We start from the raw sequence: 16066 nt of genomic DNA, 5'->3' as shown, positions 1-16066 counted from the left end.
GCAAAAGCAGCGGCGTTAGCGAAGCAAAAAAGAGAAGGAACAGAGGAAGTAACGGAAGAAGACAAGGCAAAAGCGAAGGCGAAGGCCGTGGCAGCCGCGAAGGCAAAAGCAGCGGCGTTAGCGAAGCAAAAAAGAGAAGGAACAGAAGGAGTAACGGAAGAGGAAAAGGCCAAGTCGAAAGCGAAGGCCGTGGCGGCAGCAAAGGCAAAGGCAGCGGCGCTAGCGAAGCAGAAGGCCTCGCAAGGTGATGGGAATTCGGGAGATGAAAAGGCGAAGGCGATTGCAGCAGCGAAGGCAAAAGCGGCTGCGGCTGCAAGGGCGAAGACAAAGGGCGCTGAAGGTAAGAAGGAAGAGGAGCCGAAGCAGGAAGAGCCATCGGTGAATGAACCGTATTTAAATCAGTATGTTGAAGTTATTAAGGGAAAAGTAGGAGAGGATACATTAGTAGATTCCTACATTAATAAACTTTCAAAAGATGTACCAACTCTTGTGGTAGAGCCCTCCAAATATTATGAAGTAATGGAGTTACTGCGATTTCATGAGGGACTTGCCTTTGATTATATGTCAGAGCTACATGCGACGGATTTTGTGACACATATGGAAGTGTATGTTCATTTATTTTCATATGGAAAGAAACAGTCAGTAGCGGTGAAGGTGAAGCTGGATAGGGAAGCACCGCAAGTAGAATCGGTGACAGCGCTTTGGAAAGGAGCGGACTGGCCAGAGCGGGAAGCGTATGATTTGCTTGGCATTGTATTTAAGGGGCATCCGAATTTATCGCGTATTTTAATGCCTGATGATTGGATAGGTCACCCGCTTAGAAAAGATTATGAACCGTATGATGTGGAGGTGTAGCTAAATGATCCGTACGGAAGAAATGCTTTTGAATGTAGGTCCTCAACATCCGAGTACGCACGGTGTGTTCAGGCTTGTTATTAAGATTGACGGGGAAATTATTAAAGAAGCTACACCGGTTATTGGATATTTGCATCGCGGGACCGAAAAGATTGCAGAGAGCTTACAGTATACGCAAATTATCCCGTATACAGATCGAATGGACTATTTATCGGCCATGACGAATAATTACGTCATTTGCCACGCTGTAGAGACGATGATGGGGCTTGAAATCCCGGAGCGTGCCGAATACTTGCGAGTGCTTGCAATGGAGCTTGGAAGGATTGCGAGCCACCTCGTTTGGTGGGGGACAAATCTTCTTGATATAGGAGCGGTCAGCCCGTTTTTGTACGCGTTTCGTGAGCGAGAGATGATTATAAATTTATTAAATGAATTATGCGGTGCACGGCTTACTTTTAACTATATGAGAGTCGGAGGTGTAAAGTGGGATGCGCCGGACGGTTGGATTGAAAAAGTGGAAGAGTTTGTTCCGTATATGAGAGAGCAATTGGCAGGTTATCATGATCTTGTTAGTGGTAATGAGATTTTCTTAAATCGTGTAAAAGGCGTTGGTATATATAGCGAGGAAGATGCGATTTCGTATTCTTTAAGCGGAGCGAATTTACGATGCACTGGAGTAAACTGGGATCTTCGTAAGGATGAACCGTACTCCATTTATGATCGTTTTGATTTCGATATTCCTGTTGGGAGTGTGGGGGACGCTTGGGATCGCTACGTTTGCCGCATGCAAGAAATTGAGGAGTCTTTAAAGATTGTTGAGCAAGCGGTTCAGCAGTTCCCGAAAGATGGAGCTGTGCTGGCAAAAGTACCGAAAATTATTAAGGCACCCAAGGGAGAAGCGTTCGTACGTATAGAATCGCCGCGCGGAGAGATTGGTTGCTATATTGCTAGTGACGGAAAGAAAGAGCCGTACCGTTTGAAGTTTCGCAGGCCGTCTTTTTACAATTTGCAAATTTTACCGAAGTTATTGAAAGGTGAAAACATCGCCAATTTAATTACGATTTTAGGTGGAGTTGATATTGTACTTGGGGAGGTTGATGGCTGATGATTGAAACGCTCTTACAATCACCTTCAAGCTGGACGAATTTCTTCATTTTTTTCGGATTAGCGGTGCTCCTATTATTTGCAGTCCTTGGCTTCGTTACATATGGTATTTTGGCAGAACGGAAAGTGATGGGCTTTATGCAAGGGCGGATTGGACCAAACCAAGTTGGGGGCCGGTTCGGTTTACTGCAAACGGTAGCCGATGTTTTGAAACTACTATTGAAGGAAGATAGTATTCCAAAAGCGGCAGATAAACCGTTGTTTATATTAGCACCTGTCATTGCATTCGCACCGGCATTTATGGTGCTTGCAGTCATCCCATTTACTGATAAATTTCAGTTCGCGGATATTGGCGTAGGCTTACTGTATTACATTGCTGTTTCTGGCATTACGACGATTGGTGTTGTAACCGGAGGATGGGCATCAAATAATAAATATTCCCTTTTAGGAGGGATGCGTGCGGCGGCGCAAATGATTTCTTATGAAATTCCGCTCGTAATGAGTGTAATTGGCGTCGTTTTGTTAGCTGGTAGCCTAAATTTAAATGAAATCGTAGCAGCGCAGGAGAATGTTTGGTACATTTTCGTACAGCCAATCGGTTTCGTCGTGTTCTTAATCGCAGCGGTAGCAGAGTTAAATAGGACGCCGTTTGATTTACCAGAAGCAGAGTCGGAACTTGTTTCTGGATATCATACGGAATACTCAGGGTTTCGCTGGGCGTTTTTCATGCTTTCAGAGTACGTATATTTCTTCGGAATGGCATCTTTAATTACAGTGCTCTTTTTAGGCGGATGGAATCCAGTCATGTTCCTTGGATTTATCCCAGGAGCTGTATGGTTTGCTTTGAAATTTAGCAGTGTAGTCTTTCTATTAATTTGGTTCCGCGTTACGTTCCCGCGTATAAGAGGTGACCAGTTAATGGAGTTTGGCTGGAAAGTATTATTGCCAATTGCGCTTGCGAATATTTTCTTAACGGCATTGATTAAGGAGTTATTCTTCTAATCTATGAGGGGGGTGCCAGTAAGAGATGAAAGGACTATTTAAAGGATTAAAATATACATTAAGCAATTTGAGTAAGAAGAAGGTGACGTATGATTATCCAAATCAACCGTTGCCGCTGCCGGACCGTTTTAGAGGCATTCAAAAATTTTATCCGGAAAAATGTATTGTTTGTAACCAGTGTTCCAACATTTGTCCGACAGATTGTATTCAGTTAACAGGAAAAAAACATCCGGATCCTACGAAAAAAGGAAAAATTATCGACACGTACGATATTAATTTTGAAATTTGTATTCTTTGTGATTTATGTACAGAAGTTTGTCCGACAGAGGCAATTGTTATGACAAATAACTTTGAGCTCGCGGAATATTCACGTGATGATTTATTTAAAAATTTGCAGTGGCTTGACGAAAACGACGAAAACGTCAGGAAGGAGAATAAAGCATGAATGGCGAGTTTGTAGCATTCTTCATACTATCCTTGTCTGCAATTATCGGCGGTATTCTTATGTTGAACTTAACGAAAGTTATGCATATGATGCTAGCTCTCGTTCTAACATTTCTCAGCATTGCAGGTTTGTACTTTCTTTTATCGGCCGAATTTATCGGAGTTGCACAAATTTTACTTTACTCTGGTGCGATCACAATTATTATGATTTTTGGCATTATGTTAACGAAACATAATGCGGAAAATGAATCGCGTCTTACTCTTCGAAAATGGATTATCTTCTTTGCGGTTGTAGCATTTGGGGCAGTTATGTATTTCGCTGTTAACAATATTGACTTTGCAAATGAAAGCACACAAGGAAGTTTACCTCTCCATGAAAACAACACACTTCAAATCGGTACACTTCTCTATTCAGAATATATTATTCCATTTGAGTTAACCTCAGTTATTTTACTTGTAGCACTTGTTGGCGCGATTATTCTTGCGAAGAAGGATGAGAAAGAGGAGGATTCCAATGAGTAGCGTTCCAGCTTCTGCATATTTAACGCTTGCGATTATTTTGTTTTGCATCGGTTTGTTTGGCGCTTTAACGAAGCGAAATACAGTGATTGTATTAGTGTGTATTGAGTTAATGCTTAACGCGGCCAATTTAAATCTAGTAGCGTTTAGTAAATTAGGTTTGTTCCCAAATTTAACAGGTCAAATTTTCTCTCTGTTTACGATGGCTGTAGCGGCTGCAGAGGCGGCGGTAGGACTCGCCATTTTAATTGCTTTGTATCGTAATCGTACGACGGTTCATGTAGATGAAATGGATACGCTCAAAGGATAACATTGTGACCGAAAAGGGGGAAGGAAACAATGATCGATTATGCATGGCTCATACCGCTTTTCCCGCTTGTTTCGTTTTTTTTATTACTTATATTCGGGAAGAAAATTAGAGAAGGAAGCAGTGTACTTAGTATTTTCCTCGTCTTTCTCTCCTTTATATTTGCGGTACTTGTATTAATAGAACGATTTTCAGAAGCAAGCGTGAAGCATAAGTGGGTATGGCTTAGAACGGGAGATATTGATATATCATTTGGCTTTGAAGTGACTGCATTAGGGGCTTTAATGCTGTTTATCGTTACACTTGTGAGTTTACTTGTACATGTGTATTCGAAAGGTTATATGAAAGGTGAGGAAAGATTACCAACCTTTTATGCTTATTTAGGGCTCTTCACATTTGCGATGCTCGGACTCGTTATATCACCGAATTTATTACAGCTTTATATATTTTGGGAGTTAGTGGGCCTTGGTTCATTTTTACTCATTGGTTTTTATTTCTTTAAAGAAGAAGCGAAGGCTGCTGCGAAAAAGGCTTTTATTATGACTCGTATTGGAGATGTCGGTTTATTTATTGGGATGATCTTAATTTTCTGGCATGCAGGTAGTTTTGAATATGACGCAATATTTAGGGCGATTCATACGGGGGATCTTACCCCTACGATGATTACAATAACGGCGATATTAATTTTTATCGGTGCAATGGGGAAATCAGGTCAGTTCCCGCTTCATACGTGGTTACCAGATGCGATGGAAGGGCCGACGCCCGTTTCGGCACTTATTCATGCGGCGACAATGGTCGCGGCTGGCGTGTATTTAGTGGCGACGATGTTTCCTCTATTTTCAGCAAGTGCGGTGGCGATGCAGACGGTGGCAATCGTTGGAGCCTTTACTGCAATATTTGCGGCTTCCATCGGTCTTGTACAAACGGATATAAAGAGAGTGCTCGCTTATTCTACAGTTAGCCAGCTTGGGTATATGATGCTTGCGCTAGGATCTGCTGGTTATGTAGCTGGTGTTTTCCATTTAACGACACATGCCTTTTTTAAAGCGCTACTATTTTTGGCGGCAGGAAGTGTCATTCATGCAGTGCATACGCAAAACATTAATAAAATGGGCGGCCTACAGAAGAAGATGAAAGTAACGGGTGCACTATTTTTAATCGGTACACTTGCAATTAGCGGGGTTCCGCTCCTTTCTGGTTTCTTTAGTAAAGATGAAATTTTAGCGGCGACTTGGATGAACGGCAATTACGTTTTATTCATATTAGCAGTAATTGCAGCATTCTTAACAGCGTTCTATATGTTCCGGTTATACTTCCTTGTCTTTACTGGGGAGGCGAAGACGAAGGAAGACGTGCATGAATCGCCCCGCGTTATGACGTATCCGATGATTGTCCTTGGCGTCCTCGCAGTAGTGGCGGGTTATATGAATACACCATGGTTTGGGACATTCCTTGGGGATTGGCTTACGAAAGATGTAGCATTTCAGGTAGAAGAGGCACACGGACCAGTTTGGATTATGATTGTTGCAACGCTCGTTTCCTTGGCTGGGATTGCTCTCGCATATTTCATATATGGTAAGAAATCTATTTCTAGAGATTGGGCTGGTGGCGATAGAACACCTCTTTATAACCTTTTGAAAGAAAAATATTATGTGGATGAACTATACAATATGACGGTGCTCCCTATTACGAAGGGAATCGCTTATGTGCTTTGCTTATTTGAGGTGTATGTAGTCGAAGGAATTGCCGTTTTAATAAGGAGCCTAGTTAAAGGGATAAGCGGACTTGGTTCTAGACTTCAAAACGGAAATGTACAAGTGTACGGCACTGTAACAGCGGTCTCGCTTGCAGTACTTGTCATTATTTTGCTCTATACGGGAGGGGATTTACGATGAATGATTTGTTATTAACGTTCTTCATTTTTTCCCCGCTTTTAGGAATTCTCTTACTTGCATTAACACCGAAAAAAGAATCGCGTACAGTGCGAGCGCTTGGTTTATTTGGGACGGCGCTTCCATTTGGAATGGCTATCGTCCTCGCTTGTACATATGCTTCTGGAAAGAGTTTGTCGCTATTTGATGAAAAAGTGAAATGGATTAAATTTGGGGATTTTGCAGCGGTAGATAAAAGATGGTTTTCTATTTACTACGAGCTTGGCATTGATGGCTTATCGCTCGTTATGATGGTGCTGACGGCCCTTCTAGCGATGCTTGCAGCAATTGCGGCATTTACTATTAAAAGAAACTTGAAAGCCTTTTATATGCTGTTACTCATGTTAGAAATAGGGATGCTCGGCGTCTTCGCTGCTCAAAATTTAATGTTGTTCTTTATCTTCTTTGAAATTACATTACCACCAATGTTTTTATTAATTGGGAAGTGGGGGAAATTGTCGAGTGAAAAGGCTGCTTATAGCTATTTAATATATAACGGTATTGGCTCCGCTATTTTGCTCATCGTTTTCTCGGTTTTATTTGCGAAAACAGGTACAACGAATATTACAGAGCTTAAAGAAATATTAAAGAGTATAGGTGCTGGGGGAGGAATGGCTGTCTCAAGTAGCTTACAGTTCGGTTTGTTTCTTAGCATAATGATTGCCTTTGCGATTAAACTACCCGTTTTCCCGTTACATCGCTGGATGGTCAATGTGCATGTTGAAGCGCATCCGGCTGTAGTTATGCTTCATGCGGGCGTTTTACTGAAGATTGGGGCATACGGTATGATTCGTTTCGGAAAGGGGCTATTCCCGGAATACTTTCGCGAGTTTGCAACGCTCATTGCGATTTTAGGAGTCATCAATTTATTGTACGGTGCCTTCTTAGCGCTCATCCAAACGGACTTTCGGAAGGTGCTTGCTTACTCTAGTATTTCGCATATGGGCATTGTATTAATGGGCCTTGCGGCGTTAAATGCACCAGGTACACAAGGGGCACTATTCCAAGTTGTCTCTCACGGTTTAATTGCAGCTTTACTCTTCTTCTTACTTGGCGTTATAGAACAGCGCTTTGGAACGTCGGATATTACAGCGCTTGGCGGACTCGCAAAAAGTGTCCCGGTACTTAGCGGATTCTTCTTAGCAGGAGGAATGGCATCGCTTGGATTGCCAGGAATGTCTGGATTTGTTAGCGAGTTTCTTGCCTTTCTCGGTTTATTTCAAGGGGAGCCAATCATTGCTGCAGTCGGTGTGCTCGGCATCATTTTAACCGCTGTATACGTATTAAGAGCAACGCTTCAAGTAACATTTGGAAAGAAAGAGTGGGAAGCGAAAGCTGATATACACGGATGGGAGTATGTCCCTATATTGCTACTTATCTTCTGCATTATTGCAATTGGAGTAATGCCAGAAGTACTAGGGGATCCGCTTCAAAATACATTGAAAACATTGGGGGTGAAGTAGGATGGATATGAATACGTTACTTAGCTTATCATGGCATCTCATGGTGCCAGAATTCATTATTCTCGGAGCTGCCATCCTTCTTTCCATATGTGATTTGTTTTTTAAGCTGAACCATAGATATGTAGCGCTTAGTGCAATCGCAGCCGTCATATTAGCAATCGTGTCGTTAATCACGCTATATGGCGAACCGGCAGGAGATATTTTAAACGGATCGTTTGTGTTAGATGGGTTTTCAAAAGGGTTTAAAACGTTGTTATTAGGCGGAGCGGCCCTCATCTTATGCACCGCAATGAGCGATGATAAGAAGAATCCAATTGAAGATAAGGGAGAATATTATTACTTATTTTTAATGGCACTTCTTGGGGCGATGTTTATGGCTTCTAGCGTCGACTTCATTACACTTTTTGTTGGTTTAGAATTGCTTTCACTTTCTTCATATATTCTAGTAGGAATACGAAAAAAGAACCGTGCATCAAACGAGGCGGCCATGAAATATGTCATTAATGGAGGAATTGGAACGGCAATTACGCTCTTTGGAATGAGTTATTTGTATGGTATTACAGGATCAACCAATATCGTGGATATGCAAAAAGTATTCGCAGGGGAGCTTGCTAGTGGTATTCAGTTATTGTTAGCTCTCGCATTTTTATTACTGCTTGTTGGGCTTTCGTTTAAAATTGCGACAGTGCCGTTTCATATGTGGGCACCAGATGTGTATGAGGGGGCGGCTACGCCTGTTACTACTTTTCTCGGGACGATTTCTAAAATTGCAGGGTTCCTACTCATTATTCGTCTGTTCCTCATGGTTTTTGCAAGTGTATCGGTCCAAGGAGACATGCAATCTTTATACGGACGTATGAGTATATACATTGCTGTACTGGCGAGTATTACGATGATTATTGGAAACGTAGTCGCATTAAAGCAATATAACGTAAAACGCCTATTTGCCTATTCGGGAATCGCACATGCGGGGTATTTACTCGTTCCGCTTGTAGCATTATCACCATTTACGATGGATAGCATGTGGTTTTACATGCTTGCATATATGCTGATGAATATAGGAGCATTTGCAATTATCCACGGATTAATCTTACAAAGCGACAAAGAAAACATCACCATTTTCACCGGATTATATAAGCGGTCGCCATTTACAGCGATAGTGATGACGATTTTTATTTTATCGTTAGCTGGGATACCAGGAACAGCTGGTTTCATTGGGAAAATTAATATCTTTTTAGGTGCACTGCATGTAGAGCCAGCTCATTACGTACTAGCTTCCATTATGATGGGGACGACAGTCATTTCATTCGTATATTATTTCCGTATTTTACAGCAAATGTTTTTCCGGACGGGAGAAGTGGAAGCGAAAATTCGTTTGCCAATCAATATAAAGGTTGTTATGAGCCTTTGTGCAATTTCGATTGTAATACTAGGGATTATGCCGATGATTGGATACAATTTCTTTTATGAATATTTTCCATTAATGAAGGATTTCTTCTTTCTAGGGAACATGGTACAATAGTAAAAATAAAAGGTGTGGAGTTGTTACTCTGCACTTTTTATTTTGTGTGAATTACAATTGAAAATGCATGTAGGTATACGTTTTTTGAGAGCAAATTACGATGTGAAATGTAAGATGCTTATTTGTATTTGAAAAAGTGTGGCTCCTACTTATTATGGTATCGTTTTTATAGTATTTCGTAAGTAGTAGCTGGGTAAAAAGGGGTCGATTTTTTGGCACATCTTTTAGGACAACAAGCACTGATTGCCATTGTTTCGCATTTATTGTTTATTACCATTACGTGGTGGGCCTTACAAGGTATTCACATTGAGCGTTTAATGAAGTCTGGAAAGGTGATGCAGACGCGAGTATTACTCATCTTAATTACAATTGCAATTGGGACATCTGTAAGTAACTTTTTCCTTGATTATTTAGGCTATTCAAAGAGTTTAACGTATTTAGTAAAGTAAGTGTATAGAACCTCATATCTCCGTTAACAATGGGGATAGGAGGGGATGAAATTGAAGCTTAAAGCCATTCTTATTGTTGTGATAAGTGTTGTTTTATTTTTGGTTGGATATAGAGAAATGAAACCGATCAGCGATGAACAGAAAATGGAGAGCATGATTGCAACTTTAGAGAAAAATGACGCTAAAGTAGAGAAGTGGTCATGGTTAGCGCGAGAAACAAAAACAATTTCTAATATACATACGTTTCAAAAATTGTTAAACGATGTGAAGGACAAGGCGAATATTCAAAAGTGGGAATTAGAGCAATCTCCAGATGGATATAAAGCTACATCCTATAAAAAATTTTCTTCTCATGAAGAACGAGTAGTAGTAACTTGGAGTAAGGAAAATACTAAAGAAAACACTTTCATTATTTTTGAAGTAAGTGGGGCGAAATGGGACCCGAAGTACATTCAGAAAACAAATAAAATTTTTAGTGAAAAACCTATAATTTACACTTGTGTTCAAGGTGTACTGAATGATAAGATTGAAGGTGTTTTGCAAAATAAAACCAATCAGGTTTTGAAAGATCTTTCAGCAAGAGCGATCGAACAGATAGAAGAAAGAGCATTTGTGTCAGTCTCCGCATACAATAAAAAGTGGGATGACGCTCTTTCAACAAATAGAGAGAAAATAAATGTGCAAATAGCAATACGTTCTACAGACAACAAAGATACAATTGTGGTTGGCACACCGATCATAACTTCTGAGTATTGAGTGAATAGATACTGAAAAAAGGACACGGAGGGGAATAATTTGGAAAAGATCATCGTCCGTGGCGGAAAGCGGTTAAACGGCACAGTGCGTGTTGAGGGCGCAAAAAATGCTGTATTACCTATAATCGCTGCAGCCCTATTAGCGAGTGATGGAAAGAATGTACTATCTGAAGTACCAGTTTTGTCTGATGTATACACAATTAATGAGGTATTACGTCATTTAAATGCTGAAGTCGTATTTGAAAATAACCAAGTAACAATCGATGCTTCTAAAGAACTAAACATCGAAGCACCATTTGAATATGTACGTAAAATGCGTGCATCTGTTCAAGTAATGGGACCATTACTTGCACGTAACGGTCGTGCTCGTATTGCACTTCCTGGTGGATGTGCAATTGGTTCACGTCCAATTGACCAACATTTAAAAGGCTTCGAAGCAATGGGAGCAAAAGTACAGGTTGGTAATGGTTTTGTTGAGGCATACGTTGAGGGAGAACTAAAAGGAGCTAAAATTTATTTAGACTTCCCAAGCGTGGGCGCGACAGAAAACATTATGTCTGCAGCTACATTAGCAAAAGGGACAACAATCCTTGAAAACGCAGCGAAAGAACCAGAAATCGTTGACTTAGCTAACTTCTTAAATGCGATGGGAGCGAAAGTACGCGGAGCTGGAACTGGAACGATTCGTATCGAAGGCGTTGATAAATTATATGGTGGAAACCACTCTATTATTCCTGACCGTATTGAAGCAGGAACATTCATGGTTGCAGCGGCAATTACTGGTGGAGACATCTTAATTGAAAATGCTGTGCCTGAACATTTACGCTCAATTACAGCGAAAATGGAAGAAATGGGTGTTAAAGTTATCGAGGAAAATGAAGGTGTACGTGTTATCGGCCCAGATAAGTTAAAAGCGGTTGATATTAAAACTATGCCTCACCCAGGTTTCCCAACAGACATGCAATCACAAATGATGGCATTATTACTACAAGCTGATGGAACAAGTATGATTACAGAAACGGTATTCGAAAACCGCTTTATGCACGTTGAAGAATTCCGTCGTATGAATGCTGATATTAAAATCGAAGGTCGTTCTGTTATTATGAACGGTCCAAACAGCTTACAAGGTGCTGAAGTAGGCGCAACTGACTTACGTGCTGCTGCTGCATTAATCTTAGCTGGTTTAGTATCTGAAGGTTACACTCGTGTAACTGAGTTAAAGCATCTTGACCGTGGTTATGTAGATTTCCATAAGAAATTAGCTGCATTAGGTGCAACTATTGAACGTGTAAACGAAAAAGTAGAAGAAGTGAAAGAACAAGAAGTTTCTGATCTTCACGCTTAATTGAAATAGTCTTTACGTCTTTTGACGTAGGGGCTATTTTTTTTTTGGGTTATTACTGTTATAGTCAAGAAATTCTATACTTATGCACGTACCAGTAAAAATATTTAGAAAATTTTCGTTTTAGCTGGTTCCCTTAAGTATGTTCTAAAAGAAAGAGTTGTTCCATAAGAATGAATGGAGTAAAGCTTTTGGATATTGGGGGAAATAAGATGAAATTTTCAAAGCCACTTTTCATCACAGTAGCGCTTCTCATAGCGCTCGTTATCATTGTACCTGCTGCTCTTGTTATTCCGTTTGCGAAAGCAAAAGTAGGGGAAGAAGCAGCTTCCAAAACTCCTCCAGCGATAGAAAGTATACCAGCTCCAGGGAAAGTGGATACAGCGGTTCAAGTTGCTGTATATCGTGAGAAACAGAAAAAGGTAGAGTCATTACCTATGGAGGAGTATGTGACCGGTGTAGTAGCTTCTGAGATGAATGCCAGTTTTGAAATAGAGGCGCTAAAGGCGCAGGCATTAGCAGCGAGAACATTTGTGGTACAGCGTATGCTAAGCGGAGGTAAGAAAAACAATGCGGACGTGACAGATACGGTGAAAGATCAAGTGTACAAAAGTAAAGAAGAATTGAAGAAACAATGGGGCAATAACTACGAAAATAATTTGAAGAAAATCGAGGAAGCAGTTTCCAAAACCGCAGGACAAGTTTTAACGTATGAGGGAAAACCAATCTCAGCATCCTTCTTCTCAACGAGTAATGGCCGGACAGAAAATGCGGCTGATTATTGGGGAAATGATTATCCGTACTTAAAGAGCGTAGATAGCCCGTGGGATGAAGCATCTCCAAAATTTACGAGTGAGCAAACATTCACCGTAGCTGACTTTCAAAAGCGTCTCGGTGTGAAGGTACTAGCGGACGGAAAAGTTGGAAACATTAAGGACCTTACGGAAGGAAAGCGCGTAAAGGATGTAGCATTTCAAGGGAAAACATTAACAGGAAAGCAAGTTCGCGAAAAGTTAGATTTACGTTCTTCTGATTTCACGTGGAAACAACAAGGGGATAAAATCGTCGTTACAACGAAAGGCTTCGGCCACGGCGTTGGCATGAGCCAATACGGAGCAAATGGCATGGCAGCGGAAGGTAAGAAATATACAGATATCGTCGCTCATTACTACAAAGGCGTTGAAATAAAGACGATGAATGATTATAAAGGAAAGTTAATGGTGAAGAAGTAGGATGCAAGAGAGACCGTTCCAAGAAGTATGTTGGGACGGTTTTCTTTTGTTGGTACACAGGTTATTTTTGTCGTATTTTGTGGTTAAGTCGATATTCCTTGTCGAATCGTTGATATATTTTGAGTTGTGATAGATATATTTGAAAAATCGTTGATATATTTTGAGTTGTGATAAGTATATTCGAAAAATCGTCGCCCTCCCTTTATATTTTCATATATAATGCCTTAAAATAATGTATGAAATATCATAATTTTCCATTAATTGTTTGGTATAATAAGATAAAAACATTTGGGGGAGACGAAATGGCGTTACTCGAGTTGAGACAATTAGGGAAGACGAACCAGTTGCCGGTAGTTGAGCTAGAGGTTGAGAAGGGACAATGTGTTGTTTTGCAATGTAATAACCATACAGCTAAAGTGTTGCACCGTATTATTATTGGTGAGCAAGAAGCTTCAACTGGCAACGTGCTGTTTGAGGGAGAATCGATTGGGAAGAAAAATTATTCTCGCATCGGCTTTTGTTTTTTGAAAGATGAGGCGTATGATCGTTTGAAGGTGAAGGAATACTTCCAATTTCTATTAGGACTTTATGAATCAAAGATAAGTATAGAAGAAGTTGTACAGTATGTTGGTCTTCTAGATAAACTCAACGTTAAAATAGAAAAATTATCATTTTCAGAGAAACGTCGCCTTCATATTGGGCGTGTTATGATTCATAATCCGGATTTAGTTATTTTAGAAGAGCCAGAGCAAAATGTAGATACAGAGAGTACGATTATTATCAGGAAAGCAATTATGAAAATGAAAGAGCAAGGAAAAGCGATTTTTATTACGTCATCGTTTCTATCGGACGCCCTTTCGTTAACAGAAGATGTATACATATTAAACAATGATGGTGTGAAAAAAATAGAAATCGAACAAGAAGAAGTGGAAGAAGTCGATGGAGAAAAGGTTGTTCAAATGATTCCGCAAATGAAACTTGAAAGAATACCAGCGAAAGTGAACGATAAAATTATTTTACTTGATCCGATGGAAATTCATTTCATTGAAACGCAAAACGGAGTGACACATATTCATGTGCGCGAAGGTGATTTCGTATGTGCATTAACATTAAGTGAACTAGAAGTGAGATTAACAGGATTCGGGTTCTTTAGATGTCATCGCTCGTACCTTGTGAATTTACAAAGAGTGCGAGAAGTCATTACGTGGACTCGTAATAGTTTTAGTTTAATTTTGGATGACGAAAGAAAAAGTTCGATTCCGCTTTCAAAAGGAAGAATGGATGAATTAAAAGGAGTGATTGGGCTATAAAAATTGCTCCAATAAGCTCAAAATACGATTCATTCACCGGTAAAAATACTCCTTTTATCGGTATTTTACTGCGCCTACCCTTTGTTTTTCATATGATTGAGTTAAGAAAAGCGAAACAAACAAACGAAAAGCGCTAAAGCGACTTTCATCTATAAAAGAAAAAACAAAGGGGATGACGAGATGACATTGGCAATTGAAATGAAAGATGTAATGAAAAGTTTCAACGAAAAAACAGCACTTCGAAATGTAAATATTGAAGTGAAGCAAGGAGAAATTTTTGGATTCCTCGGACCGAGTGGATCTGGAAAAACGACAACAGTAAAGATTTTAACTTCTCAATTACTTCATAGTGTTGGAACAGTGAGGGTACTAGGCAGAGATATTACAGGACCAAGTAGCATCGATTACAAACGAATTGGTATTTTAACAGACAATAGCGGTTTATATGAGAGACTTAGCATTTATGATAACTTGCTATTATTTTGTGACTTATACGGTTGTAAAAAAGAAAGAATCGATGAAGTACTAGCGCAAGTGAATCTATTAGATGATAAAAAAACACCAGTAAAGAAACTATCAAAAGGAATGAAGCAGCGCGTTACATTAGCAAGAGCAATCCTTCATAAACCAGATATCCTCTTCTTAGACGAACCAACATCTGCACTCGATCCAGTAAACGTACAAAACATTCATAAAATCTTAACAGACTTAAATAAAGAAGGAACGACGATTTTCTTAACGACGCACAATATGGACGAAGCGGAAACGCTTTGTAACCGCATCGCCTTTCTATGTGGCGGAGAAATTGTAGCGCTTGATACACCAGAAAACCTTCGCCTACAATACGCGAAAGATCAAATACAAGTCGTATTAAAAGATAAGCAAAAAGAAATCGTACAAAAAGACGAATTAGGTGCAAAACGTATTTCAGAATGGATGAAAAAAGGTGAATTACTATCGATTCATTCACATGAACCAACGCTAGGCGATATCTTTATTGAAGTTACTGGGAGGGGACTATAATGACATTTTCAATGAGACGATTTTCAGCTATTTTTCGGAAAGAGTTACAGGATTTTAAAACGAATTCACAAACTTTAATTATGATGGCAATGCCAGTTTTCTTTGCAATACTATTTAGTCGTTCAGATAACTTTAGAGAAGTTGGGGCAGGTACATTAACTGCGATGGCGTTAGTTATGGTTGGAGGTTTTGTACAGGCAATGCTCATCGCTGAAGAAAAGGAAAAAAATACGCTTCGTGTTCTTATGCTATCACCAGCATCATCTATTGAAGTATTAATTGGTAAAAGTTCATTAACAGGTCTGATTACAGTTTCGATTTGTTTTATTAATCTACTTATTTTAGGGAAATTAGAAGGTAATTTTGCATTATTATTACTCATCTTTGTTCTTGGAATGCTAATATTTAATCTCATTGGCACTTGTATCGGATTATTAGCTCAAAATGTGCCACAAACCTCAACAATTGGATTGCCAATATTAATGACATTTCTTTTGGGTGACTTAATTGGAATGTTTGTGAAGAATGAAGTTGTTACAAAGATAATTGATTATTTACCAACTCGTCATATCGGTCTTGCAGTTAGTAGTGTTATAAAAGGGGAAGGTTTTAGTGCAATTGCTAGTAATTTATTGAATATAACTATTTGGTTAGTCGCAGTACTTGTTATTACACTCTTCATTTATAGAAAGAAACAAATGGACTAAAAACTGAGCTAAAACGCTCAGTTTTTTCTTTTTTCTATCATTTCCTCGGAAATTTTGTAATTCCTATACATATTTTTACAGATTTTGTCGAAAAGTAATTA

Annotated in this window: 16 protein-coding genes; all 16 read left to right on the top strand. The window is 39.6% G+C overall.

What is annotated here, in order from left to right:
* Nucleotides 1-855 (top strand): NADH-quinone oxidoreductase subunit C (locus ACTFOB_RS20985; protein ID WP_440032737.1); only part of this gene is annotated, 855 nt, incomplete at its 5' end.
* A gap of 4 nt (nucleotides 856-859) precedes the next feature.
* Nucleotides 860-1960, top strand: coding sequence for an NADH-quinone oxidoreductase subunit NuoD (gene nuoD / locus ACTFOB_RS20980; protein WP_440028561.1), 1101 nt, complete (start codon nucleotides 860-862; stop codon nucleotides 1958-1960).
* A complete protein-coding gene (gene nuoH / locus ACTFOB_RS20975; RefSeq protein ID WP_000573437.1) occupies nucleotides 1960-2961 on the top strand; it encodes an NADH-quinone oxidoreductase subunit NuoH in 1002 nt (333 codons plus the stop codon). Before nuoD ends, nuoH begins: the two co-directional genes overlap by 1 nt.
* Before the next feature lie 25 nt (nucleotides 2962-2986).
* Nucleotides 2987-3406 (top strand): NADH-quinone oxidoreductase subunit NuoI, encoded by a 420-nt coding sequence (nuoI, locus tag ACTFOB_RS20970; protein WP_000677191.1) that lies wholly within the window; start codon nucleotides 2987-2989, stop codon nucleotides 3404-3406.
* Nucleotides 3403-3927: an NADH-quinone oxidoreductase subunit J gene (locus ACTFOB_RS20965; protein ID WP_440028564.1), complete on the top strand. Its 525-nt coding sequence runs from the start codon at nucleotides 3403-3405 to the stop codon at nucleotides 3925-3927. Before nuoI ends, ACTFOB_RS20965 begins: the two co-directional genes overlap by 4 nt.
* The gene (gene nuoK / locus ACTFOB_RS20960; protein ID WP_000100078.1) at nucleotides 3920-4234 is read left to right on the top strand and encodes an NADH-quinone oxidoreductase subunit NuoK; all 315 of its coding nucleotides are present in this window, start codon (nucleotides 3920-3922) and stop codon (nucleotides 4232-4234) included. Before ACTFOB_RS20965 ends, nuoK begins: the two co-directional genes overlap by 8 nt.
* Before the next feature lie 29 nt (nucleotides 4235-4263).
* Nucleotides 4264-6126, top strand: coding sequence for an NADH-quinone oxidoreductase subunit L (nuoL, locus tag ACTFOB_RS20955; RefSeq protein ID WP_440028568.1), 1863 nt, complete (start codon nucleotides 4264-4266; stop codon nucleotides 6124-6126).
* Entirely contained in the window at nucleotides 6123-7625 is a 1503-nt protein-coding gene (locus ACTFOB_RS20950; RefSeq protein WP_440028571.1) for an NADH-quinone oxidoreductase subunit M, read from the top strand. Before nuoL ends, ACTFOB_RS20950 begins: the two co-directional genes overlap by 4 nt.
* Before the next feature lie 7 nt (nucleotides 7626-7632).
* Nucleotides 7633-9147: an NADH-quinone oxidoreductase subunit NuoN gene (gene nuoN, locus ACTFOB_RS20945; protein ID WP_440028711.1), complete on the top strand. Its 1515-nt coding sequence runs from the start codon at nucleotides 7633-7635 to the stop codon at nucleotides 9145-9147.
* Nucleotides 9148-9359: 212 nt separating this feature from the next.
* The gene (locus ACTFOB_RS20940; protein ID WP_002016201.1) at nucleotides 9360-9596 is read left to right on the top strand and encodes a DUF1146 family protein; all 237 of its coding nucleotides are present in this window, start codon (nucleotides 9360-9362) and stop codon (nucleotides 9594-9596) included.
* Nucleotides 9597-9647: 51 nt separating this feature from the next.
* A complete protein-coding gene (locus ACTFOB_RS20935) occupies nucleotides 9648-10352 on the top strand; it encodes a YwmB family TATA-box binding protein (RefSeq protein WP_413226526.1) in 705 nt (234 codons plus the stop codon).
* Nucleotides 10353-10391: 39 nt separating this feature from the next.
* Nucleotides 10392-11696 carry a UDP-N-acetylglucosamine 1-carboxyvinyltransferase gene (murA, locus tag ACTFOB_RS20930; RefSeq protein WP_000411269.1) on the top strand — a complete coding sequence of 435 codons (1305 nt, stop codon included), beginning with the start codon at nucleotides 10392-10394 and terminating at the stop codon, nucleotides 11694-11696.
* Between the two features lie 209 nt (nucleotides 11697-11905).
* The gene (spoIID, locus tag ACTFOB_RS20925) at nucleotides 11906-12925 is read left to right on the top strand and encodes a stage II sporulation protein D (RefSeq protein WP_440028576.1); all 1020 of its coding nucleotides are present in this window, start codon (nucleotides 11906-11908) and stop codon (nucleotides 12923-12925) included.
* A 302-nt stretch (nucleotides 12926-13227) separates the two neighbouring features.
* A complete protein-coding gene (locus ACTFOB_RS20920) occupies nucleotides 13228-14235 on the top strand; it encodes a LytTR family transcriptional regulator DNA-binding domain-containing protein (RefSeq protein WP_440028579.1) in 1008 nt (335 codons plus the stop codon).
* A 180-nt stretch (nucleotides 14236-14415) separates the two neighbouring features.
* Entirely contained in the window at nucleotides 14416-15258 is an 843-nt protein-coding gene (locus ACTFOB_RS20915; protein WP_151630200.1) for an ABC transporter ATP-binding protein, read from the top strand.
* Nucleotides 15258-15965, top strand: coding sequence for an ABC transporter permease (locus ACTFOB_RS20910; RefSeq protein ID WP_440028584.1), 708 nt, complete (start codon nucleotides 15258-15260; stop codon nucleotides 15963-15965). Before ACTFOB_RS20915 ends, ACTFOB_RS20910 begins: the two co-directional genes overlap by 1 nt.
* Nucleotides 15966-16066 lie beyond the last annotated feature (101 nt).

Origin of the sequence: Bacillus cereus group sp. MYBK79-1 (assembly GCF_051915365.1) — a bacterium.
In the GTDB taxonomy this organism is placed as follows: domain Bacteria; phylum Bacillota; class Bacilli; order Bacillales; family Bacillaceae_G; genus Bacillus_A.
The sequence above is the reverse complement of the archived record's forward strand: the minus strand, read 5'-3'. Positions and strand labels throughout refer to the sequence as shown.